The organism is Streptomyces sp. NBC_00239 (assembly GCF_036194065.1).
GTDB lineage: Bacteria > Actinomycetota > Actinomycetes > Streptomycetales > Streptomycetaceae > Streptomyces.
This window is the reverse complement of sequence record NZ_CP108095.1, coordinates 5935767-5959875: the sequence shown is the minus strand read 5'-3', so window position 1 is coordinate 5959875 and position 24109 is coordinate 5935767. Positions and strand designations below refer to the sequence as shown.

General features: G+C 73.9%; 18 protein-coding genes. 13 read left to right on the top strand and 5 right to left on the bottom strand.

Annotated features, from left to right (window positions below):
- Window positions 1-59: 59 nt before the first annotated feature.
- The 3 genes from OG764_RS26185 to OG764_RS26175 all read left to right on the top strand — a co-directional run bounded on the left by OG764_RS26185 (window position 60) and on the right by OG764_RS26175 (window position 3734).
- On the top strand, window positions 60-1205 hold the full coding sequence (locus OG764_RS26185; protein ID WP_328970878.1) for an acyl-CoA dehydrogenase family protein: 1146 nt from the start codon (window positions 60-62) through the stop codon (window positions 1203-1205).
- The gene (locus tag OG764_RS26180) at window positions 1205-2191 is read left to right on the top strand and encodes an acyl-CoA dehydrogenase family protein (protein WP_328970877.1); all 987 of its coding nucleotides are present in this window, start codon (window positions 1205-1207) and stop codon (window positions 2189-2191) included. Before OG764_RS26185 ends, OG764_RS26180 begins: the two co-directional genes overlap by 1 nt.
- 760 nt (window positions 2192-2951) lie before the next feature.
- The gene (locus OG764_RS26175; RefSeq protein ID WP_328970876.1) at window positions 2952-3734 is read left to right on the top strand and encodes a class I SAM-dependent methyltransferase; all 783 of its coding nucleotides are present in this window, start codon (window positions 2952-2954) and stop codon (window positions 3732-3734) included.
- Here OG764_RS26175 and OG764_RS26170 read toward each other — a convergent pair.
- Window positions 3716-4720 (bottom strand): terpene synthase family protein, encoded by a 1005-nt coding sequence (locus OG764_RS26170; protein ID WP_328970875.1) that lies wholly within the window; start codon window positions 4718-4720, stop codon window positions 3716-3718. The genes OG764_RS26175 and OG764_RS26170 overlap by 19 nt on opposite strands.
- Window positions 4721-5029: 309 nt before the next feature.
- Complete coding sequence (locus OG764_RS26165; RefSeq protein WP_443056048.1) at window positions 5030-5797, bottom strand: SDR family NAD(P)-dependent oxidoreductase; 768 nt, start codon at window positions 5795-5797, stop codon at window positions 5030-5032.
- A gap of 65 nt (window positions 5798-5862) precedes the next feature.
- Here OG764_RS26165 and OG764_RS26160 point away from each other — a divergent pair, with 65 nt between their 5' ends.
- The 3 genes from OG764_RS26160 to OG764_RS26150 all read left to right on the top strand — a co-directional run bounded on the left by OG764_RS26160 (window position 5863) and on the right by OG764_RS26150 (window position 7746).
- Complete coding sequence (locus OG764_RS26160; RefSeq protein ID WP_328970873.1) at window positions 5863-6483, top strand: PadR family transcriptional regulator; 621 nt, start codon at window positions 5863-5865, stop codon at window positions 6481-6483.
- 64 nt (window positions 6484-6547) lie between these two features.
- Window positions 6548-7063, top strand: a complete 516-nt coding sequence (locus OG764_RS26155) for a pyridoxamine 5'-phosphate oxidase family protein (RefSeq protein WP_328970872.1) — start codon at window positions 6548-6550, stop codon at window positions 7061-7063.
- A 140-nt stretch (window positions 7064-7203) separates the two neighbouring features.
- Entirely contained in the window at window positions 7204-7746 is a 543-nt protein-coding gene (locus tag OG764_RS26150; protein WP_328970871.1) for a GntR family transcriptional regulator, read from the top strand.
- A gap of 175 nt (window positions 7747-7921) precedes the next feature.
- Here OG764_RS26150 and OG764_RS26145 read toward each other — a convergent pair whose 3' ends face one another.
- The 3 genes from OG764_RS26145 to OG764_RS26135 all read right to left on the bottom strand — a co-directional run bounded on the left by OG764_RS26145 (window position 7922) and on the right by OG764_RS26135 (window position 15259).
- Entirely contained in the window at window positions 7922-9382 is a 1461-nt protein-coding gene (locus OG764_RS26145; protein ID WP_328970870.1) for a glutamate synthase subunit beta, read from the bottom strand.
- Entirely contained in the window at window positions 9375-13967 is a 4593-nt protein-coding gene (gene gltB, locus OG764_RS26140) for a glutamate synthase large subunit (RefSeq protein WP_328973173.1), read from the bottom strand. The genes OG764_RS26145 and gltB overlap by 8 nt, the downstream gene beginning before the upstream one ends.
- 560 nt (window positions 13968-14527) lie before the next feature.
- A complete protein-coding gene (locus tag OG764_RS26135) occupies window positions 14528-15259 on the bottom strand; it encodes a VIT1/CCC1 transporter family protein (protein WP_328970869.1) in 732 nt (243 codons plus the stop codon).
- Between the two features lie 236 nt (window positions 15260-15495).
- On the opposite strand from OG764_RS26135, the gene OG764_RS26130 reads away from it, so the two are divergent.
- The 7 genes from OG764_RS26130 (at window position 15496) to OG764_RS26100 (ending at window position 23582) form a co-directional block, all read left to right on the top strand.
- A complete protein-coding gene (locus OG764_RS26130; RefSeq protein ID WP_328970868.1) occupies window positions 15496-16482 on the top strand; it encodes an ADP-ribosylglycohydrolase family protein in 987 nt (328 codons plus the stop codon).
- On the top strand, window positions 16479-17813 hold the full coding sequence (locus OG764_RS26125; RefSeq protein WP_328970867.1) for an ADP-ribosylglycohydrolase family protein: 1335 nt from the start codon (window positions 16479-16481) through the stop codon (window positions 17811-17813). The genes OG764_RS26130 and OG764_RS26125 overlap by 4 nt, the downstream gene beginning before the upstream one ends.
- Window positions 17814-17820: 7 nt before the next feature.
- On the top strand, window positions 17821-18966 hold the full coding sequence (locus OG764_RS26120; RefSeq protein ID WP_328970866.1) for an ADP-ribosylglycohydrolase family protein: 1146 nt from the start codon (window positions 17821-17823) through the stop codon (window positions 18964-18966).
- A gap of 125 nt (window positions 18967-19091) precedes the next feature.
- On the top strand, window positions 19092-20600 hold the full coding sequence (locus OG764_RS26115; protein WP_328970865.1) for an ADP-ribosylglycohydrolase family protein: 1509 nt from the start codon (window positions 19092-19094) through the stop codon (window positions 20598-20600).
- Window positions 20597-21523: a ribokinase gene (gene rbsK, locus OG764_RS26110; RefSeq protein WP_328970864.1), complete on the top strand. Its 927-nt coding sequence runs from the start codon at window positions 20597-20599 to the stop codon at window positions 21521-21523. Before OG764_RS26115 ends, rbsK begins: the two co-directional genes overlap by 4 nt.
- Window positions 21520-22761, top strand: a complete 1242-nt coding sequence (locus OG764_RS26105; protein WP_328970863.1) for a CaiB/BaiF CoA transferase family protein — start codon at window positions 21520-21522, stop codon at window positions 22759-22761. Before rbsK ends, OG764_RS26105 begins: the two co-directional genes overlap by 4 nt.
- Entirely contained in the window at window positions 22758-23582 is an 825-nt protein-coding gene (locus tag OG764_RS26100; RefSeq protein ID WP_328970862.1) for an HpcH/HpaI aldolase/citrate lyase family protein, read from the top strand. The genes OG764_RS26105 and OG764_RS26100 overlap by 4 nt, the downstream gene beginning before the upstream one ends.
- Window positions 23583-24109: the final 527 nt, after the last annotated feature.

Here is a 24109-nt window from a genome sequence, read left to right as displayed (position 1 = left end):
GTACGTTAATCTACCAAACACTTGTTAGGGAAGGATCGTACGGAGGAGGCGAACGGCTGGTGGACCTCACGCAGACGCCGGAGCAGGCGGCCTTCCGGGTCGAGGCCCGGGCCTGGCTCCGGGAGAACGTGCCGCCCGGCCCGCTGCCCTCCCTGGAGACGGCCGAGGGATTCGCGGCCCACCGGGAGTGGGAGGGGCGGCTCGCCGCGGACCGCTGGTCCGCGGTGTCGTGGCCCGCGCGGTACGGCGGACGGGACGCGGACATCTTCCACTGGCTGGTGTTCGAGGAGGAGTACCACGCGGCCGGGGCGCCCGGCCGGGTCTCGCAGAACGGCATCAGCCTGCTCGCCCCCACCCTCTTCGACCACGGCACGCCCGAGCAGCGGGACCGGGTGCTGCCGCCGATGGCGCGCGGCGAGGTGATCTGGGCGCAGGCCTGGTCGGAGCCGGAGGCGGGCTCGGACCTGGCCTCGCTGCGGTCGACGGCGGTGCGCACGGACGGCGGCTGGCTGCTGTCCGGGCAGAAGACGTGGTCCTCGCGGGCCGCGTTCGCGGACCGGGCGTTCGGCATCTTCCGCAGCGACCCGCAGGCGCCCAGGCCGCACCAGGGGCTCACGTACCTGATGTTCGACCTGCGGGCGCCGGGGGTCACCGTGCGGCCGATCGGACGGCTCGACGGCAAGCCGGCGTTCGCGGAGCTCTTCCTGGACGGGGTGTTCGTCCCCGACGAGGACGTGATCGGCGAGCCGGGGCAGGGCTGGCGGATCGCGATGTCGACGACCGGCAACGAGCGGGGGTTGACGCTGCGCTCGCCGGGCCGGTTCCTGGCGGCCGCGGACCGGCTGACGGCGCTGTGGCGCGAGCGCGCCGACCCCGCGGACACGGCGCTGCGCGACCGGGTGGCCGACGCGGTCGTCGGCGCGCGTGCGTACCAGCTGTTCACCTGGGCGAACGCGACGCGGTTCGCGGCGGGGGAGGTGATCGGCGCGGAGTCCAGTCTGAACAAGGTGTTCTGGTCGGAGCTCGACATCGCCCTCCACGAGACGGCCCTGGACCTGTTGGGACCGGACGCGGAGCTGGCGGCCGGACCCTGGTCGGAGCCCTGGCTCTTCGCCCTGGCCGGGCCGATCTACGCGGGCACCAACGAGATCCAGCGCGACATCATCGCCGAGCGGCTGCTCGGCCTCCCGAAGGGCCGCCGCTGATGCGTTTCCAGCCCACCGCCGAGCAGGCGGACTTCGCGCGTTCGGTCGGCTCCCTGCTGTCCGCGGCCGCCGTGCCCTCGGTCGTACGCGCCTGGTCGGCGGGTGACCACGGGCCGGGGCGGGCGCTGTTCGAGAAGCTGGCCGGCACCGGGGTGTTCGCGCTCGCCGTGCCGGAACGGTACGAGGGCCTGGGCCCGCTCCCCGACGTGGCGGCGGTCGCCTTCACCGAGCTGGGGCGGTACGCCGTACCGGGCCCGCTGGTGGAGAGCGCGGCGGCGGCCGTGCTACTGGACCGGCTCGGGCAGGACGGGACGGCCGGCCGGTTCCTGCCGGAGCTGGCCGACGGGTCGGCGCAGGCCACGCTGACCCTGCCGGGCGGGAGCCCGTACGCGCTCGACGCGGACGCGGCGCGGTGGCGGTTCGCGGTGACCGCGGCGGGCGAGCTGTACCTGTCGCCCGGCCCCGGCGCGGCGCTGGCCTCGTCCGACCCGGCCCGGCGGCTGTTCCGGCCGGAGCCGGGCGGCGAGCTGCTCGCCGCGGGGCCGCACGTGCTGGCGGCGGCCGCGACGGCGGGCTGCTGGGCGCGGCTGCTGACGGCGGCGCAGTGCCTGGGGCTCGGCGAGGCGCTGCTCGCGCAGACGGTGGCGTACGTGCGCGGGCGCACCCAGTTCGGGGCGGCGATCGGCTCGTTCCAGGCGGTCAAGCACCGGCTCGCGGACACACTGCTGGCGCTGGAGTTCGCCCGGCCGCTGGTGTGGGCGGCGGCGCTGGATCCCGGCCCGCGGGAGGTCGCCGCGGCCAAGCTCGCGGCGGGCGAGGCGGCCTATAGGGCGGCGGGTACGGCCCTGCAGCTGCACGGCGCGGTCGGCTACACGGAAGAACTCGACCTCTCCCTGTGGCTCCGCAAGTCCCGCCCCCTGCGCGACGCCTGGGGCACCCCGTCCCAATGCCGAGCCACCACCCTGCCCCCCGCACGCCCGCAGTAACCCCGGCCCCACCGATACCCGGGGCCACACCCCCGCCCCGCCGATACCCGGGGCCACACCCCCGCCCCGCCGATACCCGGGGCCACACCCCCGCCCCGCCGATACCCGGGGCCACACCCCCGCCCCGCCGATACCCGGGGCCACACCCCCGCCCCGCCGATACCCGGGGCCACACCCCCGCCCCGCCGATACCCGGGGCCACACCCCGGCCCCCGCCGACCCCTGGGGCCACACCCCGCGCCGCCGACCCCTGGGGCCACATCCCGCCCCGCCGACCCCTGGGGCCACACCCCGGCCCCACCGACGCCCGGGGTACAACCCCCCATCCCGCTGGTGCCCTGACGGGCAATTCCCAGCCTCGCCGGCGTTTGAGGCGCGGGGTTTGGGGCGGAGCCCCAGGGCAACCCGGCTCCGCCGGGCACCGGGCTCCGCCCGGACCCGCGCCTCAAACGCCGGCGAGGCTGGGTGTTGCGCCGCAGCGCTTCGGCGAGGCTGGGGTGTTGTGCCGCAACGCTTCGGCGAGGCTGGAAATTGCCGCACGCAGCACCGACAAGGCTGGGAGGGGCTGCACCCCGAGCAACAGCAGGGTGGGGGGTGCACCCCGAGCAGCAGCGGGGTGGGGGGTGCACCCCGAGCAACAGGGGAGTGGGGGTTGCAGCCCGGGCGTCGGTAGGGGCGGGGCGGTGGCGGAGGGGGTGGTTTTCGGGCGGGTGGGGGGATCCGGCCACTCGGTGGGGATCGCACCCTCCAGGATGGTCGGATGACGAACTCAGCCCGCGCACGCGCCTTCGACCGGGCCGCCGCCCAGTACGGCGCGTACCGCCCCGCCTACCCCACCGCCCTCTTCGAAGTCATGGAGGACCTGGCCGGCCGCCGGCTGCGCGGGGCACGGGTCGCCGACATCGGTGCGGGCACCGGCATCGCGACCGCCCTGCTCCACGCCCGCGGCGCCCGCGTACTCGGCGTCGAGCCGGGCGCGGCGATGGCCGCGGAGTTCCGGCGGCGCCTGCCCGGCGTCCCTCTCGTGCGCGGCGACGGCAACCGCCTCCCGCTGGCCGACCGCTCCGCCGAGTTCGTGACGTACGCGCAGTCCTTCCACTGGACCGACCCGGCCCTCTCGATCCCGGAGGCCGCGCGCGTGCTGCGCCCGGGCGGCGCGCTCGCGCTGTTCTGGAACGAGCCGGACGTGTCCGTGCCGTGGATCGCGGGCCAGGACGCCCGCCTGCGGGAGGCGTTCGGCCCCGGCTGGTACGTGTCCGACCACACCCTGCCGGACTCCGCGCCGGCCTTCACCCGCCGCCGGATGCTGTGGTCGCGGCGGGTGTCCCTGGACGCGCACCTGGCCAAGCTGGCCACGCACTCCCTCTTCCTCGTCGACGGCCGCCCGGGCACCCGGGAGTTCCTCGCGGAGGAAAGGGCCCTGCTGGCGCGGGAGTTCCCGGCCGGCGAGGTCGAGGAGCACTACGCGGTGACGCTGCGGCTGACCGTACCCGTTCCCGCATCCGCATCAGCACCCGGCGGCTCTCACAGCAGCGGGTCGTAGTAGCTGGGGTCCTCCAGGGGCGGGGCGTGCTCGATGTCGCGGTAGCGGTGTGACCACAGGTGCCAGGCGCGGCTGCCGGCCATCCAGTGCGACATCGCGTCCAGGCAGCGTTCCAGGTAGGCCGTGGACACCGGGGATTCGGCGAGGGCTCGGCGGGCGGCGAGGTAGTCCTGGGTGCGCACGGCGACCATGCCGGCCGCGCGGGCCGCGGCCTGCGGCCAGCCGAGGCGGTGGGTGTGGCGCAGCACGGCCACGATGTTGTTCATGTCGCCGCGGGCGTACTCCTTGTTGAGGGAGATGATGTCGTTGGTCCAGCAGCAGACGTCGTTGGCGGCGATCCGTACGGCCTGGCACAGGTCGTGGGCGACGAGCTCCTCCGGGAGGCTCTCGCCCTGGGAGGCCTCGATGAGGTCCCAGCAGGCGTCGACGGCGCCGACGACCCGGCGGAACGGCAGGTAGTCCTCCAGGGAGGGCGGGGTGGTGAACCGCCGGTTGGATATCTCGCTGCGGTAGACGTCCACGAACGCGCACAGGTGGCCGGCGAACCTCTGGCGCCAGCCGAGGGCCATCCGGCGGGCCGTACGGGGCCACATGTCGGCGAGTGCGACGGTCAGCGGGTTGGTCGGGCGCCCGGGGGGCGGACCGAGGTCCGGGGTGAGGATGGCGCGGATCTCGGCGAGCACCTCGCCGACCAGCAGGGCCCGCTCGGCCGGGCGGCCGGATTCGTCGAACTCGTCGTCGAAGACGAACAGCCAGGCCGCCCATTCGGCGAGCAGCTCGATGTCGCAGGCCGTGGGGAACGCGCGGGCCGCGAACATGCCGTAGCCCGCCCGGTCGAAGCGCTCGCCGGACACGACAGTGGTGACCAGCCCGAACCGTCGCCCGTAGTAGCGGACATGGGCCTCCGCGAGGTCCGCCGCCGGATGGACGAGCGAGGGGAACGGGCACGGGATGGGTGGTAACTGCGACAGGACATGGTCTTGCATGACGCGCCCCCCGGTTCACTGTGCCAGGGGTGTCATACCCGCCGGAACGTGGTCGCGTAACCCGTCCCCGCCAACCCCCGGCGCAATCCCAGCCCCGCCGGCGTTCGAGGCACAAGCCCGGCCCCGCCGGCGTTTGAGGCACAAGCCCGGCCCCGCCGACGCTCAGGCGCAATCCCAGCCTCGCCGGCGTTTGAGGCGCGGGTCCGGGCGGAGCCCGGTACCGGCGGAGCCGGGTTGCCGTACACCACGCCCTGGGCACGCGCCGTCAGCCGGCCGTACTGCCGCCGTCGACGGCGACGGCACGCGGCGTCAGCCGGCCGTACTGCCGCCGTCGACGGCGAATTCCGCCCCCGTGATGTACGAGGCCGCGTCGGAGCACAGGAAGCGCACGAGTTCGGCGACTTCCCGCGGGCGGCCCATCCGCCCCATCGGCACGTGCGACCAGTCCCGCCCGGCGGACACCGCGGCCACCATCGGCGTGTCGACGGCGCCCGGATGCACCGAGTTGACGCGGATCGCGTCCCCGGCGAGGTCGAGCGCCGCGGAGCGGGTCAGCCCCCGCAGGGCGAACTTCGTGGAGCCGTAGGCCGCGTGGCGGCGGATGCCGACGAGTCCGGCCGTGGAGGAGATGTTCACGATCGAGCCGCCCCCCGCGGCCCGCAGCAACGGCGCAACGGCCTGGATGCCGAGGAACGGGCCGATCAGATTGACCCGCAGCAGCTCCTCGAAGCCACCGAGCGACTGCTCCTCGACGTGCGCGGTGCGCCACAACGCCGCGTTGTTGACCAGCGCGGAGACCGCACCGAAGGCGTCGACCGCGGCTTCGGTGACGGCGGCCCAGCCGGCCGGGGAGGTGACGTCGTGGGCGACGAAGATGCCCTGCCCGCCGAGTTCCGCCGCGACCGCCCGGCCCTCTTCCTCCCGTACGTCCGTCACGACGACGCGCGCCCCCGCGGCCGCGCAGACCCGGGCCTCCTCGGCGCCCTGCCCGCGCCCCGCCCCGGTGACGACGACGACCTTCCCGTCAAGGAGATCCACGCCCGCCCCTCCCGCCGCTCGACTATTTCGAATCGGCATACTTCTAGCAGTCGGGCCCTGCAAGGGGAAGGGAACGACCGGAGCCCGGTCGTAGACTGCGGCCCGTGGCAGACACGGCAGGCGGCACGCACGGACGCACGCTCCCGGCGACGAGCTGGGCGGTGCTGGGACTCCTCTCCTTCGGGGAGGAACTCTCCGGGTACGACCTGAAGAAGTGGGCGGACGGCTCCCTCCGCTTCTTCTACTGGAGCCCCTCCTTCAGCCAGATCTACGGCGAACTCAAGCGGCTGGAGAAGGCCGGGTACGCGCGCTCCCGGCTGGTCTCCCAGGAGACCGGCAGCCGCGACAAGCGGGTGTACCGGATCACCGACGAGGGCCTGGCGGCCGTACGGACCTGGGCCCGCGAGGCCCCCGTGGACCCGCCGGTCCTCAAGCACGGCCCGATGCTGCGGCTGTGGCTCGGCCACCTCCTGGAACCGCAGCAGATGCGCGACATCCTCGCCCGGCACCGGGCGTACGCCGAGCAGATGCGCCTCCGCGCCGCCACCGACGCCGAACACGCCCGCCACGACCCGGCCTGGGCCTCCCCCGCCCTCACCCTCCGCTGGGCCGAACGCCACTACGCCGCCGAACGCGACCTCACCGACGCGATGCTCGCCGACATCGAGGCCCTGGAAGCGGCCCGGGCCGCGGAAGCCCCGGAGGCCGAGCCCGTACGGGACTGATCCACGCGGGCGGGGGCGGGTGCGCCTCAGCCCCGATCGCGGCGCCCCGCGCTTTCATGAAGGCATGACGAGGACGAACAACTGGGCAGCGTTCGAGGCGGCGGAACCGGAGTTCGCGAAGCTGGTGCGGGAGCGCTTCGGGCAGTACCCGCACCACGTCCTGGCCACCCTGCGCAAGGACGGCTCCCCGCGGGTGAGCGGGCTGAACGTGGAGATCCGCGGCGGCGAGCTGTGGCTCGGCATGATGGCCGGCTCCCTCAAGGCCCAGGACCTGCGGCACGACCCCCGCTTCGCGCTCCACTCGAATCCCGGCCCGGACGACACGATGCCCGACGGCGACGTACGGATCTCCGGCACGGCCGTGGAGATCACCGACCCGCCGGAACTCCACCGCTACGCGGAGGAGGACCCGGAGAACGCGGACACCCACCCCTTCCACCTGTTCCGCGCGGAACTGACGGAGGTCGTCCGCACGACGGTGAAAGCCGATGACCTGATCATCACCACCTGGCACCCGGACGGCACTCCCCCACGCACCCTCCGCCGCGGCAACGACGACGAACCAGCCCGGGAGGACTGACCCCCTCCCGGACCGACAGAGAGCATCCCGCCGCGCCGCCCCCGAGTCAATACCCGCCAGTAACGTCCACCCCGGAGACGGTGACCGCCTATCGTGCGCAGCGACGGGAACGGACCGCGCAGGCACACGAGGAGGCCTCGGTGAGCGGCAGCGGATGGACCAGCAGCTCGGTTTCCTACGCAAAGCCCCAGGCGGCGGGCAGCCCCGACGCGTGGTCCCAGGAGGCCGCGGCCAAGGGCCGGCGGGGGACCCAGCGCATCGTCCACGCCGGGGAGCAGGCGGCGCCGGCGGATGCCGCCACGCTGCTCGGCCTGGAGACGGGCGCACCCGTGGTCGTGCGGCGGCGCGTCATCGAACTCGACGGCGAGCCGGTCGAGCTGACGGACACCTACTACCCCGCGCACCTCGCGGCCGGCACCCGGCTGGCGGAAACCGCCAAGATCCCCGGCGGAGCCGTCACCCTCCTCGCCGCACTCGGCCACACCGCGGCCCGCATCGTCGAGGAGGTCACCGCCCTCCTCCCCACCGCGGACCAGTGCGACCAGCTGCGCGTCACGCCGACCGAACCGCTCCTCCGCATCAGCCGGGCCACCCTCGATGCGGACGACCGCCCGTTCCAGGCGGACGTAATGTTCATGCCCGCCCACCGCCAGCACCTGTGCTACGAGATGACGATCGGATGATGTCTACAGCGACCCGGTGAACGCCACAGCGCCCGCCATCCCTGGTCGGGGACATGGCGGGCGCTGTGTCGGGGTGCCGTACTTCGTTGTACGGGCCGTTTGAGGGGTCCTCCGGGAGGGAGGGGTACTGCGAGGTGCTGCCGAGTCCCTCCCCCGGAGGGGAGGGGCCGGAGGATCAGACCATCAGGGAGCGGTCCGTGGGCTTGACCGGGTACGGGAGGGTGCTGGCGCCCGTCAGGAAGCGGTCCACGCCGCGGGCGGCCGAGCGGCCTTCCGCGATGGCCCACACGATCAGGGACTGGCCGCGGCCCGCGTCACCGGCGACGAAGACGCCGTCGACGTTGGTCGCGTACGACGCGTCGCGGGCGATGTTGCCGCGCTCGTCGAGGTCCAGGCCGAACTGCTGCACCAGGCCGTTGGCCTGGTCCGTGCCGGTGAAGCCCATGGCCAGGGTGACCAGCTGGGCCGGGAGGACCCGCTCGGTGCCCGGCTTCTGGGTCAGCTTGCCGTCCACGAACTCGACCTCGACCAGGTGCAGGGCCTTGACGTTGCCGTCCTCGTCGCCCTCGAAGTGGGTGGTGGAGACGGAGTAGATCCGCTCGCCGCCCTCCTCGTGCGCCGACGTGACCTTGTACAGCATCGGGAAGGTCGGCCACGGCATCGCGGCCGGGCGCTCCTCCGAAGGGCGCGGCATGATCTCCAGCTGGGTGACCGACAGGGCGCCCTGGCGGTGGGCGGTGCCGACGCAGTCCGCGCCGGTGTCGCCGCCGCCGATGACGATCACGTGCTTGCCCTCGGCCGTGATGGGGGGCGCCATGAAGTCGCCCTCCTGGACCTTGTTGGCGAGCGGCAGGTACTCCATGGCGAAGTGGATGCCGCCCAGCTCGCGCCCCGGGACCGGCAGGTCGCGGGAGACGGTCGCGCCCGCCGCGATGACGACCGCGTCGAACCGCTTGCGCAGGTCGGTGGCGGTGACGTCGCGGCCGACCTCGATGCCCGTGCGGAACTTGGTGCCCTCCGCGCGCATCTGCTCGATGCGGCGGTTGATGTGCACCTTCTCCATCTTGAACTCGGGGATGCCGTACCGCAGCAGCCCGCCGATGCGGTCGGCGCGCTCGTACACGACCACGGTGTGGCCGGCCCGGGTCAGCTGCTGGGCGGCGGCCAGACCGGCCGGGCCCGAGCCGATGACGGCGGCGGTCTTGCCGGACAGCCGCTCGGGCGCCTGCGGGGTGACGTCGCCGTTGTCCCAGGCCTTGTCGATGATCGAGACTTCGACGTTCTTGATGGTGACGGCCGGCTGGTTGATGCCGAGCACGCACGCCGACTCACAGGGAGCGGGGCACAGGCGGCCCGTGAACTCCGGGAAGTTGTTCGTCGCGTGCAGCCGGTCCGCCGCCGCCGACCAGTCCTCGCGGTACGCGAAGTCGTTCCACTCGGGGATCAGGTTCCCCAGCGGACAGCCGTTGTGGCAGAACGGGATGCCGCAGTCCATGCAGCGGCCGGCCTGCTTGCTGATGATCGGCAGCAGCGAGCCCGGAACGTAGACCTCGTTCCAGTCCTTGAGCCGCTCGGCCACCGGACGGGTGCAGGCGGTCTCGCGGGGGGTGGTGAGGAAGCCCTTCGGGTCAGCCATGGGTCGCCGCCTCCATCATCTTCTCGGTGGTCTCGGATTCCGAGAGTCCGGCCCGCTCAGCGGCGTCCTTGGCGGCGAGCACTGCCTTGTACGTGGTCGGGATGATCTTGCTGAAGCGGGTCACCTCGGTGTCCCAGCCGTCGAGGAGGGACCGGGCGACGGTGGATCCGGTCTCCTCGTGGTGGCGGCGCACCACATCGTGCAGCCACTGCGCGTCCTCGTCGGACAGGCCCTCGATCGCGTCGAGGTTGCCGACGTTGACGTGGTCGCGGTTGAGGTCGATCACGTACGCGACACCACCCGACATGCCGGCCGCGAAGTTGCGCCCGGTCTCGCCGAGGACGACGGCCCGGCCGCCGGTCATGTACTCGCAGCCGTGGTCGCCCACGCCCTCCGAGACGACCAGCGCACCGGAGTTGCGGACGCAGAAGCGCTCGCCGGTGCGGCCGCGCAGGAACATCTCGCCCGCGGTCGCGCCGTAGCCGATGGTGTTGCCCGCGATGACCGAGTACTCGGCCAGGTGGTCGGCGCCCCGGTCGGGACGGACCACGACGCGGCCGCCGGAGAGGCCCTTGCCGACGTAGTCGTTGGCGTCGCCTTCCAGGCGGAGGGTGACACCGCTCGGCAGGAACGCGCCGAAGGACTGGCCGGCCGAACCCGTGAAGGTGAGGTCGATGGTGTCGGCGGGCAGGCCCGCGCCGCCGAACTTCTTGGTGACCTCGTGGCCGAGCATGGTGCCGACGGTCCGGTTGATGTTCCGGATCGCGAGCTGCGCCCGGACCGGCTGTGCCTCCTCGGCGGTCGCCGCGCCCAGGGCGTCGGCGGCCAGCTCGATCAGCTCGTTGTCCAGGGCCTTCTCCAGGCCGTGGTCCTGGGCGACGACCGCGTGGCGGACCGCGCCCTCGGGCAGCTCGGGCACGTGGAAGAGCGGCTCCAGGTCGAGGCCCTGCGCCTTCCAGTGCCGTACGGCCTGGGTGGTGTCGAGGAGCTCGGCGTGGCCGACGGCCTCTTCCAGGGTGCGGAAGCCCAGCTCGGCGAGGATCTCGCGGACCTCCTCGGCGATGAACTCGAAGAAGTTCACGACGAACTCGGCCTTGCCGGAGAAGCGGTCGCGCAGGACCGGGTTCTGGGTGGCGATGCCGACCGGGCAGGTGTCCAGGTGGCAGACGCGCATCATGACGCAGCCGGAGACGACGAGCGGCGCGGTCGCGAAACCGAACTCCTCGGCGCCGAGCAGCGCGGCGATGATGACGTCGCGGCCGGTCTTGAGCTGTCCGTCGGTCTGGACGACGATCCGGTCGCGCAGCCCGTTGAGCAGCAGGGTCTGCTGGGTCTCGGCGAGGCCGAGCTCCCAGGGGCCGCCCGCGTGCTTGAGCGAGGTGAGCGGGGAGGCGCCCGTACCGCCGTCGTGGCCGGAGATGAGGACGACGTCCGCGTGGGCCTTGGAGACACCGGCGGCGACCGTGCCCACGCCGACCTCGGAGACCAGCTTCACGTGGATGCGGGCGACCGGGTTGGCGTTCTTGAGGTCGTGGATCAGCTGAGCCAGGTCCTCGATGGAGTAGATGTCGTGGTGCGGCGGCGGGGAGATCAGGCCGACGCCCGGGGTGGAGTGCCGGGTCTTGGCGACCCACGGGTAGACCTTGTGGCCGGGCAGCTGGCCGCCCTCGCCGGGCTTGGCGCCCTGGGCCATCTTGATCTGGATGTCGTCCGCGTTGACGAGGTACTCGCTGGTGACGCCGAAGCGGCCCGAGGCGACCTGCTTGATCGCCGAGCGGCGCGCCGGGTCGTACAGGCGGTCCGGGTCCTCGCCGCCCTCACCGGTGTTGGACTTGCCGCCCAGCTGGTTCATGGCGATGGCGAGGGTCTCGTGCGCCTCCTGGGAGATGGAGCCGTACGACATGGCGCCGGTGGAGAAGCGCTTGACGATCTCGGAGACCGCCTCGACCTCGTCGATGGAGATCGACTCGCGGTCCTTGAAGGCGAACAGGCCGCGGAGCGTCATCAGGCGCTCGGACTGCTCGTTCACGCGGTCCGTGTACTTCTTGAAGATGTCGTACCGGCGGTTGCGCGTGGCGTGCTGGAGGCGGAAGACCGTCTCGGGGTCGAACAGGTGCGGCTCGCCCTCGCGGCGCCACTGGTACTCGCCGCCGATCTCCAGCGCGCGGTGCGCCGGGGCGATCCCGGAGGCCGGGTACGCCTTGGCGTGGCGGGCGGCCACCTCCTTGGCGACGACGTCCAGGCCGGCTCCGCCGATCTTGGTGGCGGTGCCGTTGAAGTACGTGTCGACGAAGTCCTGGTCGAGGCCGACGGCCTCGAAGACCTGGGCGCCGCGGTACGAGGCCACGGTGGAGATGCCCATCTTCGACATGACCTTCAGGACGCCCTTGCCGAGGGCGTAGATCAGGTTCCGGATGGCCTGCTCGGGCTCGACCTCGGAGAGGAACGTGCCGGCGCGCAGCAGGTCCTCGACCGACTCCATGGCCAGGTACGGGTTGACCGCGGCGGCGCCGTAGCCGATCAGCAGGGCCACGTGGTGGACCTCGCGGACGTCGCCGGCCTCGATCAGCAGGCCCACCTGGGTGCGCTGCTTGGTGGCGATGAGGTGGTGGTGCACCGCGGAGGTGAGCAGCAGCGACGGGATCGGCGCGTGCTCGGCGTCCGAGTGGCGGTCGGAGAGGACGATCAGACGGGCGCCGCCCGCGATGGCGGCGTCGGCCTCGGCCTTGATGGCGTCGATCCGGGCGGCGAGGGCGTCGCCGCCGCCCGAGACCCGGTAGAGGCCGGAGAGCGTGACGGCCGTCATGCCGGGCATGTCGCCGTCGGCGTTGATGTGGATGAGCTTGGCCAGCTCGTCGTTGTCGATCACCGGGAACGGCAGCATGACGTTGCGGCAGGACACGGCCGTCGGCTCCAGCAGGTTGGCCTGCGGGCCGATGTGGGAGCGCAGCGAGGTGACGAGCTCCTCGCGGATGGCGTCCAGCGGCGGGTTCGTGACCTGCGCGAACAGCTGGGTGAAGTAGTCGAAGAGCAGCCGGGGGCGCTCGGACAGGGCCGCGATCGGGGAGTCCGTACCCATGGAGCCGAGCGGCTCGCCGCCGGTGCGGGCCATCGGCGCCAGGATGATCTTCAGCTCTTCCTCGGTGTACCCGAAGGTCTGCTGGCGGCGGGTGACCGAGGCGTGGGTGTGCACGATGTGCTCGCGCTCGGGGAGGTCCTCGAGCTCGATCTCGCCGGCTTCGAGCCATTCCGCGTACGGCGCGGCGGCGGCAAGCTCGGCCTTGATCTCGTCGTCCTCGATGATCCGCTTCTGGGCGGTGTCGACGAGGAACATCTTGCCGGGCTGCAGGCGGCCCTTGCGGACGACCTTGGCCGGGTCGATGTCGAGCACGCCGACCTCGGAGCCGAGGACAACGAGGCCGTCGTCGGTGACCCAGTAGCGGCCGGGGCGCAGGCCGTTGCGGTCGAGGACCGCGCCGACCTGGGTGCCGTCGGTGAAGGTGACGCACGCCGGGCCGTCCCACGGCTCCATCATCGTGGCGTGGTACTGGTAGAACGCCCTGCGCGCCGGGTCCATGGAGGTGTGGTTCTCCCACGCCTCCGGGATCATCATCAGCACGCTGTGCGGGAGCGAGCGGCCGCCGAGGTGGAGCAGCTCCAGGACCTCGTCGAAGGACGCCGAGTCGGAGGCGTCGGGGGTGCAGATCGGGAAGATCCGCTCCAGCTTCGCCGCGCCGCCGACAGAGCCGTCGCGCCCGTTGTCGGCAGAGCCGTCGCGCCCGTTGTCGGCAGAGCCGAACACCTCCGAGGCGAGCTGGGATTCGCGGGCCTTCATCCAGTTCCGGTTGCCCTTGACCGTGTTGATCTCGCCGTTGTGCGCGACGAAGCGGTACGGGTGGGCCAGCGGCCAGGACGGGAAGGTGTTGGTGGAGAAGCGCGAGTGGACCAGGGCGACGGCCGAGGCGAAGCGGCGGTCGGAGAGGTCCGGGAAGAAAGGCTCCAGCTGGCCGGTGGTCAGCATGCCCTTGTAGACGATGGTGCGGGCGGAGAGCGAGGGGAAGTAGACGCCGGCCTCGCGCTCGGCGCGCTTGCGCAGCACGAAGGCCGTGCGGTCCAGCTCGATGCCGGTGGCGCCGCCGCCGGAGACGAACAGCTGGGAGAAGGCCGGCATGGTGGCGCGGGCGCCGTTGCCGAGCAGGTCGGGGGTCACGGGGACCTCGCGCCAGCCGAGGACCGTGAGGTTCTCCTCGGCTGCGATCGCCTCGATCTGCGCGACGGCCTGTGCGGAGCCGTCGGCGGGCAGGAAGGCGATGCCGACGGCGTACGCGCCGGCCTCGGGGAGCTCGAATCCGGCGACCTCGCGGAGGAAGGCGTCGGGGACCTGGGACAGGATGCCGGCGCCGTCGCCCGAGTCGGGCTCGGATCCGGTGGCGCCGCGGTGCTCGAGGTTCCGCAGTACGGTCAGTGCCTGCTCAACGAGGGTGTGGGTGGCCTCGCCGGTGAGGTTCGCCACGAATCCGACGCCACAGGCGTCCTTCTCGTTGCGCGGGTCGTACATGCCCTGCTGGGCGGGGCGACCGTCCATGGGCGACCAGGCAGTGGTGCTGGGGCCGGTCGCGGAGTGCGTGGATGCGGAACGCATCGGCTCTCCCGTCGTCGTCGTGGCATATGCAATAGCCGAGGGACGACGTTGGCCCTCTGCGAAATTTCGTGCAGGTTACATGATGACCGCAATCCCGGTAGCCGGATACTGCATTCCAGCATGCGGACACCGCGGCGGCCACCACGCAGGTTGCGCGAGGCAGAAAAGTGGGACCCTCACGGGCTGATCGCGAGTTCGGGGTCCTGGGGGGCGCGAGATGGGCACCCTTGCCCACGCGCGTTCGTCTCATGCCCGGCGTACACAGGATCGAAACGGCCGGGTAATGGACTACTTATGTTGTGCGACGCATAGTGTCTCACTTTCGCGGCGGTCGGCCTAGGGCGGACGGCCCCGGCGTGCCGGGGCGTACGTCACACACGGTCCCGCACCACGATCCCGCACTTCCGCCCGTACGGCCTGTCCGGTGCACGAGCGAGGCCGCCCGGAGGCCGCCGGGGCTGCCGGCGGCCTCCGGGCGGCCTCGACCGTCCTTCGTGCGGCGATCAGCCGACCGTGTGGCCGATCAGCGCGCCGATGCCGTACGTGACCGCGGCCGCCGCGCCGCCGAGGGCGAACTGGCGCAGGCCGCTGTACCACCAGGTGGACGCGGTGACCCGGGCCACGACCGCGCCGCAGGCGAAGAGGCCGGCCAGCGCCGCCAGCACCGCGGGCCACAGGGCGGTGGCGCCGAGCAGGTACGGCAGCAGGGGCAGCAGCGCGCCGAGCGCGAAGGAGCCGAAGGAGGAGACGGCGGCCACCATCGGGGACGGCAGGTCGTCCGGGTCGATGCCCAGCTCCTCGCGGGCGTGGATCTCCAGCGCCTGCTCCGGGTCGCGGGACAGCTGCATCGCCACCTCGCGGGCGAGGGCGGGCTCGACGCCGCGGGAGACGTAGAGCTCGGCGAGCTCCTCCATCTCGTCGATCGGGTGCTTGCGCAACTGCTGGCGCTCGACGTCCAGTTCCGCCTGGACCAGCTCGCGCTGCGAGGCCACGGAGGTGTACTCGCCGGCCGCCATCGAGAAGGCGCCGGCGGCGAGACCGGCCAGGCCGGTGATGACGACGGTCTGCGGGGCGACCGCGCCGCCCGCCACACCGGTCATCAGCGCGAGGTTGGAGACCAGGCCGTCCATCGCTCCGAAGACCGCCGGCCGCAGCCATCCGCCGTTCACATCGCGGTGCGTGTGGTTGTCGCGGTGGGCCTCGTGCAGCGGTGCTTCGACGTCGATGATGGACATGTGGCTTTACTCCCCTTTTGCGCATGCGGAAGCCATGAGGCATCCGGCTCTCCCCCAACACCTCGAAACTACGCACGATTTTCGGCGCCCGCCAGCAAGGTAGGCCGTACTTACCTGGGGTTTTGGCCGCTGGCGACCGGGTGACCGGGGTGTTTCGCGCCGACCGACAAACCCACTGTCATGGCACAAATCCCCCAAGGGCTCATGATGAGTCCCATCAAGTCGAGAGGCGCGCCATGGAGCTGATTGCATGCAATCCGCAAGTCCTCCTCGAACGGGCGAGGGGCGCTCTTCTGGGGCTCGCGGTCGGTGACGCGCTCGGCGCCCCTGCGGAGAACATGAAGCCGTCGGAGATCCGCGCCCGGTGGGGCCGGATCGAGGGGTTCGTCTCGGACGATCCCGCGGGTACCGACGACACGGAGTACGCGATCTTCTCCGGGCTGCTGCTCGCGCGGCACGGTTCGGCCCTGACGGTCGCCCATGTGGAACGGGCCTGGCACCACTGGATCGCCGACCTCGACGAAGGGCCGTTCCGCGGGGCCGGCTTCTCGGAGCGCGGCACCCTGGAGAACCTGCGGCGCGGGCTGGCCGCCCCGATCTCCGCCCAGCACCGGCACGCGTGGAGCGACGGGCTGGCGATGCGGGCGGCCCCGTTCGGCGTGTTCGCGGCCGGCCGTCCCGCGGAGGCGGCCCGGCTCGTCGCCATCGACGGCTGCGTCAGCCACGACGGCGAGGGAATCTACGGCGGCCAGGCCGTCGCCGCGGGGGTCGCGGCCGCCATGGCCGGCGGCAGCGCCGCCGCGGTGGTCGCCGCCGCGCTGTCCGTCATCCCCTCCGACTCCTGGACCGCGCGCTCGCTGCGGCGGGCGGTGACGGCCGCGCCGCGCGGCGAACGGGCCGTCCGGTCCGCCGTGGTGATCGGCGGCTACCCCTGGACGGACCTGGCGCCCGAGGCGGTCGGACTCGCCTTCGGCGCCTTCGCGGCCGCGCGCGGCGCGTTCTCGGAGTCCGTCCTGACCGCCGTCAACATGGGCCGCGACGCGGACACCACCGCCGCCGTGGCGGGCGCGCTGTCCGGCGCGCTGTCCGGGGTCTCGGCGATCCCCGAGGAGTGGTCCTCGGTCATCGGCCCGGTCCGCGGCAGCTGCCTGCCGTCGATGCGCGGCTACCACGTCCTGGACATCGCCGACCTCCTCACCCCGGAAAGCGAGCCTGCCCGATGACGCCGCCGCCCTACGCCGCCCCGCGCCCCCCGCTGCCCACCGACCCGGTCGCCTGCGAGCCGCACCCCGGCCTGCCGGCGGACCGGAAACCGGAGGGAGAGGTGGACGGCGAGGTGAACGGGGACGAGCTGAACGGGAAGGTGAACGGGCACGCGGGCACGGGCGCGGCGACGGCACCGGCACTGGCACCGGCACCGGCAGCAGCGGCCGGGCCCCGGCGGATCGAGGGGCTGCTGCTCGGGCTCGCCGCGGGGGACGCCGCCGGGTGGCCGGCCGCACGGCACCGCGCCTCGCGGATGCCCGAGTGGACCCGCCGCCTCACCCGCGAGCTCGACACCTTCGCGGAGCAGAACGCCACCACCACCCTCCCCGTGCCGATCGCCCTCAACCAGCCGCCCGAACCGCTCCGCCTGGGCCCCTCCGACGACGCCGAATGGGCCGCCTTCGTCGCCGAGTCGGTGCTCACCGCCGCCGGTTCCCTGCTCAGCGACCTCTCCCGGTCGCGGCGGATGCGCGCGGCCATCGACCTCGCCTGGAACGCCCTGGCCAGCGAGGTCGCGGCGGCCGCCGAACGCGCCCCCGAGGTGGAGTCCGCCGTGCTGCCGCTGCGCGCCCGGATCTCCGTACGCGCGGGCCTGGGCAATCTCGCGGCCGGGCTGCGGCCGCCCGCGACCGGGCACGACAACCCGCACTACTTCGACGACGCGGCCTGCGTGCGGGCGGCCGTACTCGCGGTCGTGCACCCCGGTGATCCCGAAGCCGCCGCCGAACTGGCCGAGTTCGACGCCCGCTACACCCAGGACGGGGACGGGGTGCACGGGGCCCGCGCGATGGCGGCCGCGGTCGCCGCCGCGCTCGGCGGGGCCGACGTGGACGGCGCCGTCGCGGCCGCCCTGGGCCAGCTCCCCGAGTCCACGGAGATCGGCCGCAACGCCCAGCACGCCGTGAAACTGGCCCGAGCGCTGCCCCCGGACAGCGGCGCGTTCGCCCTCGTCCCCACCCTGGAGCACGAGATCGTCGACCACGTCTACAGCTACGGCATCGCGGCCGCCGAGACCGTGCCGGTCGCCCTCGCACTCGCCACGGCGGCCCGCGGCCGGGTCACCGAGGCGGTGCCGGCCGCCGCCTGCCTGTCCCGGGTCGCCGACTCCGCGCCCGCCCTCGCCGGCGCGCTCACCGGCGCGCTCGGCGGCGGCGACGCGCTGCCCGTCGGCTGGCGCGAGGCCTGCCGGACCCTGTCCGGCTGTGTGCTCCCCCGCCTCGCCGGCACCGATCTCGTGGAACTCGCCGGGCTGCTCGCACGCTCGGAACTGACCTCACCCAAGGGATGATTCAGACATGACGCTCACTCTGGAGGAAAGGGCGGCCGGCGTCCTCGTCGGCGCGGCCGTCGGCGACGCGCTCGGCGGCCCGGTGGAGGGCTGGACCCCCGACCAGATCGCCGAACGGCACGGCGGCCGGGTGCACGGCATCGTCGGCCCCTTCCACGACGACTGGCGTACGGCGCGCCCGATCGCGCCATACCACAAGGGCGACGGGCACGTCACGGACGACACCCTGATGACGCACGCCCTGGTCCGCGTCTACGAGAAGGTGCGCGACCACCTCGACGCGTACGCGGTCGCCGACCACCTGGTGCCCGATCTGATCTCCACCCCGCGCTGGATCCCGGAACTGGAAGCGGAAGCCCTCCCCCTGCACCGCGTCTTCCTGGCCGAGAAGTGGATCGTGGCCCGCCTGCACTACGGGCACGTGGACCCGCGCGAGGCGGGCAGCGGGAACATCGTCAACTGCGGCGCCGCGATGTACATGGCGCCGGTCGGACTGGTCAACGCCGGCAATCCGGAAGGCGCCTACGCCGAGGCCCTCGACATCGCCGGCGCCCACCAGTCCTCGTACGGGCGGGAGGCCGCCGGGGTGTTCGCGGCCGCGGTCGCGGCGGCCTGCGTGCCGGGCGCGACGGCCGCCGCCGTGGTGGAGACGGCGCTGGCCCTCGCCAAGGACGGCACCCGGTCGGCGATCGAGGCGGTCTGCGAAGTGGCCGTGCGGCACACGGACTTCGAGTCGGCGCTGGCGCCGCTGCGGACGGCCGTCGCCCCCTTCGACTCGGTCGGCCCGGACTACCGCGCCCCGTCGCTGGCCGCCCGGCGGCCCTCCCGGCTGCACTCCATCGAGGAGCTGCCGGTCGCCCTCGGCATGCTGCTGGTCGCCGGCGGGGCGTACGAGCCCGCCGTCCTGGGCGCGGTCAACTACGGCCGGGACTGCGACTCGACCGCCACCATGGCGGGGGCGATCGCCGGGGCCCTGGGCGGCGAGTCCGCGGTGCCCGCCGCCTGGTCGAAGCAGGTCGCGGAGGCCAGCCGGCTCGACCTGCACGCCCCGGCGGCCGCGCTCGCCGAGGTCGCCCGGGAGGTCTTCGACCGCGACCTCGCCCGGCGCCGCGCCCACGAGTCGGCCTTCACCACGATCGCGACCCCCCGATGACCCCGCCGCCCGGTCCCCCCGCGCCGTCGCCGTCACAACCGTCGCCGTCACCGCCGTCGCCACCGCCGCCATCGCTCGAGCCGACGCCGACGTCATCGCCGGGGCCCGCGCCGGCACGGACGCCGTTGTCGCAGCCGGAGCCCGCGCGGCCGCTGCGGCTGACCTGGGCGCAGCCGGAGGACCTGGTCGGGCACGAGCTGCGGCAGGCGGCCGAGGACGGGCGGGACGCGGAACCGTGGCGGCGCGCGTGGCTCGCCGCGGGCGGCCGGCCCGCACCGGAGCGGGCCGGGGCCTCCACCGGCGCGCCCGCTCCCGGGCTGCGCGCCCTGGCCCTGCGCCTGCTCACCGAACTCGACGCCCTCCCCTCCCCGTTGGCCGCGCGCGAGCCCACCACCCTGTCGGCGATCACCACCGCCTGCCCCCACTGGCCGGCCGACGGCCCCGGCCCGTCGGACACCGGGCAGGACCACGCCAGGCACTCCGAGCCGGACCGGCGGGGGCGTCACGGGCCGGACCGCCGGCCGGGCGGCAGGCCCGGCGCGGGACCGCGGCCCGCGGCCGGGGACCCGCCCCGGGCCGCGTTCGTGGCGCGGCTGGAAGCCGCGTGGGTGGGGCGGGCCGTCGGGTGCGTGCTCGGCAAGCCCGTCGAGAAGCTGCCGCTGCACGCCATCCGGGCGCTCGCACAGGCCGCCGGCAACTGGCCCCTGACCTCCTGGTTCACCGAGAAGGGGGTGCCCGCGGAGCTGCTGGCCGCGTACCCCTGGAACCGGCGCAGCGCGCCGACCTCCCTCGCCGAGAACATCGACGGCGCGCCCGAGGACGACGACCTCAACTACCCGCTGCTGGGTCTGCGGCTCCTCCAGCGGCACGGCAAGGGGTTCACCACCGCCGACGTGGCCCGTGTCTGGCTGGACGAGCTGCCGGCCGGGCGTACGTTCACCGCCGAGCGCGTCGCGTACCGCAACCTGCTCCTCGGTCTGGAGCCGCCGCTCACGGCCACCCGTCACAATCCGTTCCGCGAGTGGATCGGGGCGCTGATCCGCGCCGACGTCCACGGCTGGACCAATCCGGGCGATCCCGCGGCCGCCGCCCGGCAGGCGTACCGCGACGCCCGCCTGACGCACACCGCGAACGGTGTGTACGCGGCCATGTTCGCGGCGGCCGCGCTGGCCCGGGCCGCCGCCGGGAGCGGTGACGTGCACGACGCGCTGCGCGCCGGGCTGGCCGTGGTGCCACCCCGCTCGCGACTCGCCGAGGCGGTCCGGTTCGGCATCGACGCGGCCTGCGCGCACCCGGACTTCGACCGGGTCGCGGACCTCCTGCACGCCCGCTACGGACACCTGCACTGGGTGCACGCCGTCCCCAACACCGCCCTGATCGCCGCCGCCCTCACGCACGCCGACGGCGACTTCGGCGCTTCGGTGTGCCGGGCCGTGTCCGGCGGCTGGGACACCGACTCGAACGGCGCCACCGCGGGCTCCCTCGCGGGCCTGCTGGCCGGTTCCGTACGGGCCCTGCCCGCACACTGGACGGCCCCGCTCCGCAACCGTCTCGCCACCACCGTCGCCGGCTTCGACGGCATCGGCTTCGACACCCTGGCCACCCTCACCGCACAGGAGGCAGCGCTCCAATGACACCGCCCGCATCCCCCGGCCGCCCCCGGATCGCCGTGCTCGGCAGCGCGAACATGGACCTGGTCGCGTACGTGGCCAAGGCCCCGCGCCGCGGCGAGACCGTCACGGGCCGCGAGTTCCGTACCATCCCCGGCGGCAAGGGGGCCAACCAGGCGCTGGCCGCGGCCCGTTCGGGCGGGGCGGTGACGATGATCGGGGCGGTCGGCGCGGACGAGTCCGGGGTGCGGCTGCGGGCCGTGCTGGCCGGGGCCGGCGTGGACACGGCCGGGCTGCGGACCGTGGAGGGGGCCAGCGGCACGGCCCACATCACGGTGGACGACGAGGGCGGCAACGCGATCGTGGTGGTGCCGGGTGCCAACGGCACGGTCACCGCGCTCGAAGCGGGCGACGAGGAGCGGATCGCCGGCGCGGGCGCGCTGCTGCTCCAGCTGGAGCTGCCGCCGGCCGGCGTGCTCGCGGGCGCCCGGGCGGCCCGCGCGCACGGGGTGCGCACGGTGCTGACGCCCGCGCCCGCCCAGCCGCTGGCCGCCGAACTGCTCGCCGCGACCGACCTGTTGGTGCCCAACGAGCACGAGGCGGCCGCGCTGACCGGTCTCACCGACCCGCTCCAGGCCGCCGCGGCGCTGCTGCACGACGTGCCGGAGGTGGTGATCACGCTGGGCGCGGCCGGCTGCCTGTACGCGGCGCGCGGCGCGGACCCGTACACCGTGCCGGGTCTGCGGGTGCGGGCGGTGGACACCACGGCCGCCGGGGACACCTTCGTCGGGGCGCTCGCCGTCGCGCTGGGCGAGGGTCGGCCGATGCGGGACGCGCTGGGCTGGGCGTCGGCGGCGGCCGCGCTGTCGGTGCAGCGGCCGGGCGCCTCCGCCTCGATGCCGGAACGCGCCGAGATCGACGCTCTCGCCGCGGAGCACCGCTCATGAACACGACGGCCGGTACGGCGGCCGACACGACGGCCGACCCGGCGACCGGTACGGCTCCCCCGCTGGCCGGATTGCGGGTCCTGGACCTCGCCACGCTGTTCGCGGGGCCGCTCGCCGCCACGATGCTCGGCGACTTCGGCGCCGAGGTCGTCAAGATCGAGCATCCGCACCGCCCCGATCCGTCCCGCGGCCACGGCCCCGCAAAGGACGGCATCGGCCTGTGGTGGAAGATGCTCGGCCGCAACAAGCGGACCATGACCCTGGACCTGTCCACGCCCGGCGGCCGTGACGTGCTGCTGCGGCTGGCCGCCTCCGCCGACGTCCTGATCGAGAACTTCCGTCCCGGCACCCTGGAGAAGTGGGGGCTGGGCTGGCCTGAGCTGTCCGCCGCCAACCCGCGGCTGGTGCTGACCCGGGTCACGGGCTTCGGGCAGTTCGGCCCGTACGCCCACCGCGCCGGTTTCGGGACCCTCGCGGAGGCCATGAGCGGCTTCGCGGCGATGACGGGCGAGCCGGAGGGCCCGCCCACCCTGCCGCCGTTCGGGCTCGCGGACTCGATCGCCGCGCTGGCGACGGCGTACGCGGTCATGACGGCGCTCGCCGCGCGCGCCGGTACCGGCCGTGGCCAGGTGGTGGACCTGGCGATCATCGAGCCGATCCTGACCGTGCTCGGCCCGCACCCGCTCTGGTACGACCAGCTCGGCTACGTGCAGCCGCGGACCGGGAACCGGTCCACCAACAACGCCCCCCGCAACACGTACCGCACCGCGGACGGCCGCTGGCTGGCGGTGTCGACGTCCGCCCAGTCCGTCGCGGAGCGGGTGATGCGGCTGGTGGGGCGGTCGGAGCTGATCGCCGAGCCGTGGTTCGCGACCGGCACCGGCCGCGCCCGGCACGCGGAGACGCTCGACGAGGCGGTCGGCGGGTGGATCGCCCGCCACAAGGAGGACGAGGTGCTCGCGGCGTTCGAGCAGGCGCAGGCGGCGGTGGCGCCCGTGTACGACGTACGGGACGTGATGGCGGACCCGCAGTTCGCGGCGCTGGACACGGTCACGGAGGTCGCCGACCCCGAACTGGGGTCCCTGCGGATGCAGAACGTCCTGTTCCGGCTGTCCGAGACCCCCGGCGGCATCCGCTGGGCGGGCCGCCCGCACGGCGCGGACACCGACGCGGTGCTGTCCGAGCTGGGACTGACCGCCGACGAGATCGCCGCACTGCGCGCGGGAGGCGTCCTGTGACCGTCCACGAGACCCCGCTGACCTGGCTGTACGCGCCCGGGCACCGGCCGGAGGTGGTCGCGAAGGCGATCGGGTCCGGCGCGGACGTGGTGATCGTGGACCTGGAGGACGCGGTGCCCCCTGACCGCAAGGAGTACGCCCGGACCGCCACCGCCGAGCTGCTCGGCACCCACCCCGCCGTGCCGGTGCACGTCCGGGTGAACGCCCTGGAATCGCCCTGGGCCGAGCCGGACCTGGCGGCGCTGGCCGGCCTGCGCGGGGTCTCCGCCCTCCGCCTCCCCAAGATCACCGAACCGGCGTCGGTGGCGTGGGTCGCGGAGCGCACCGGGGGCACGGCCCTGTACGCCCTGCTGGAATCGGCGCTCGGCATCGAGCGGGCCTTCGACATCGCACGGGCGCACCCGGCGCTGCGCGGGCTGGCGCTGGGCGAGGCGGACCTGCGGGCCGACCTGGGGCTGGTCTCGGACGAAGGCCTGGACTGGTCCCGCTCCCGAGTCGTCGTCGCGGCCCGGGCGGCGGGGCTGCCGGCGCCCGCGCAGTCTGTCTACCCGGACGTACGCGACCTCGACGGGCTCGCGGTGTCCTGCGCGCGGGGGCGGGCGCTGGGCTTCCTGGGGCGGGCGGCGATCCATCCCCGGCAGTTGCCCGTGATCGAGCGGGCGTTCCTTCCCTCGGCGGCGGAGGTGGACGCGGCGCGCCAGATCCTGGACACCGCCCGGGCCGCCCCGGGGGCGGCCGCGCTCCCCGACGGCCGTTTCGTCGACCCCGCGGTAGTGGCCGCCGCCCACCAGGTCCTCGCCCTCTCCACCCGAACCCCCTGACCCCCCACCGCCCGCCTGCGGCGCACCTCCAGCCCACCGATGCCGGGGGCATCTCCAGCCTCGCCGGCCACCCGAGCGGCAACCTCCTGCCTCGGGAGCAACCTCCAGCCTCGCCAGCCACCCGGGTGGCAACCCCCCGCCTGGGCGGCGCCATCCAGCCTCGCCGGCGTTTGAGGCGCGGGTCCGGGCGGAGCCCGGTGCCCGGCGCCAGCCGGGTTGCAGTCCTGGGGCTCCGCCCCAAACCCCGCGCCTCAAACGCCGGCGAGGCTGGGGGTTCCCGCCACAGCGCAGGCGCCCGCCCGGCTGAACGAGGGGGCCCGGGCACGCGAGAGGCCGGTCACCCCCTGGGGGTGACCGGCCTCTTCGGCGCTCGACTCAGAGCTTCTTGGCCTCGGCAGCCGGCTCCCCGACCACAACACCCTCGGCATCGCCACCCGCGTCGGCCCCGCCATCGCCATCCGCGGGGTCGGCCTTGGCGGAATCGCCCTTGGCGAAGTCAGCCTTCACGGAGTCGGCCTCGGCAGAGT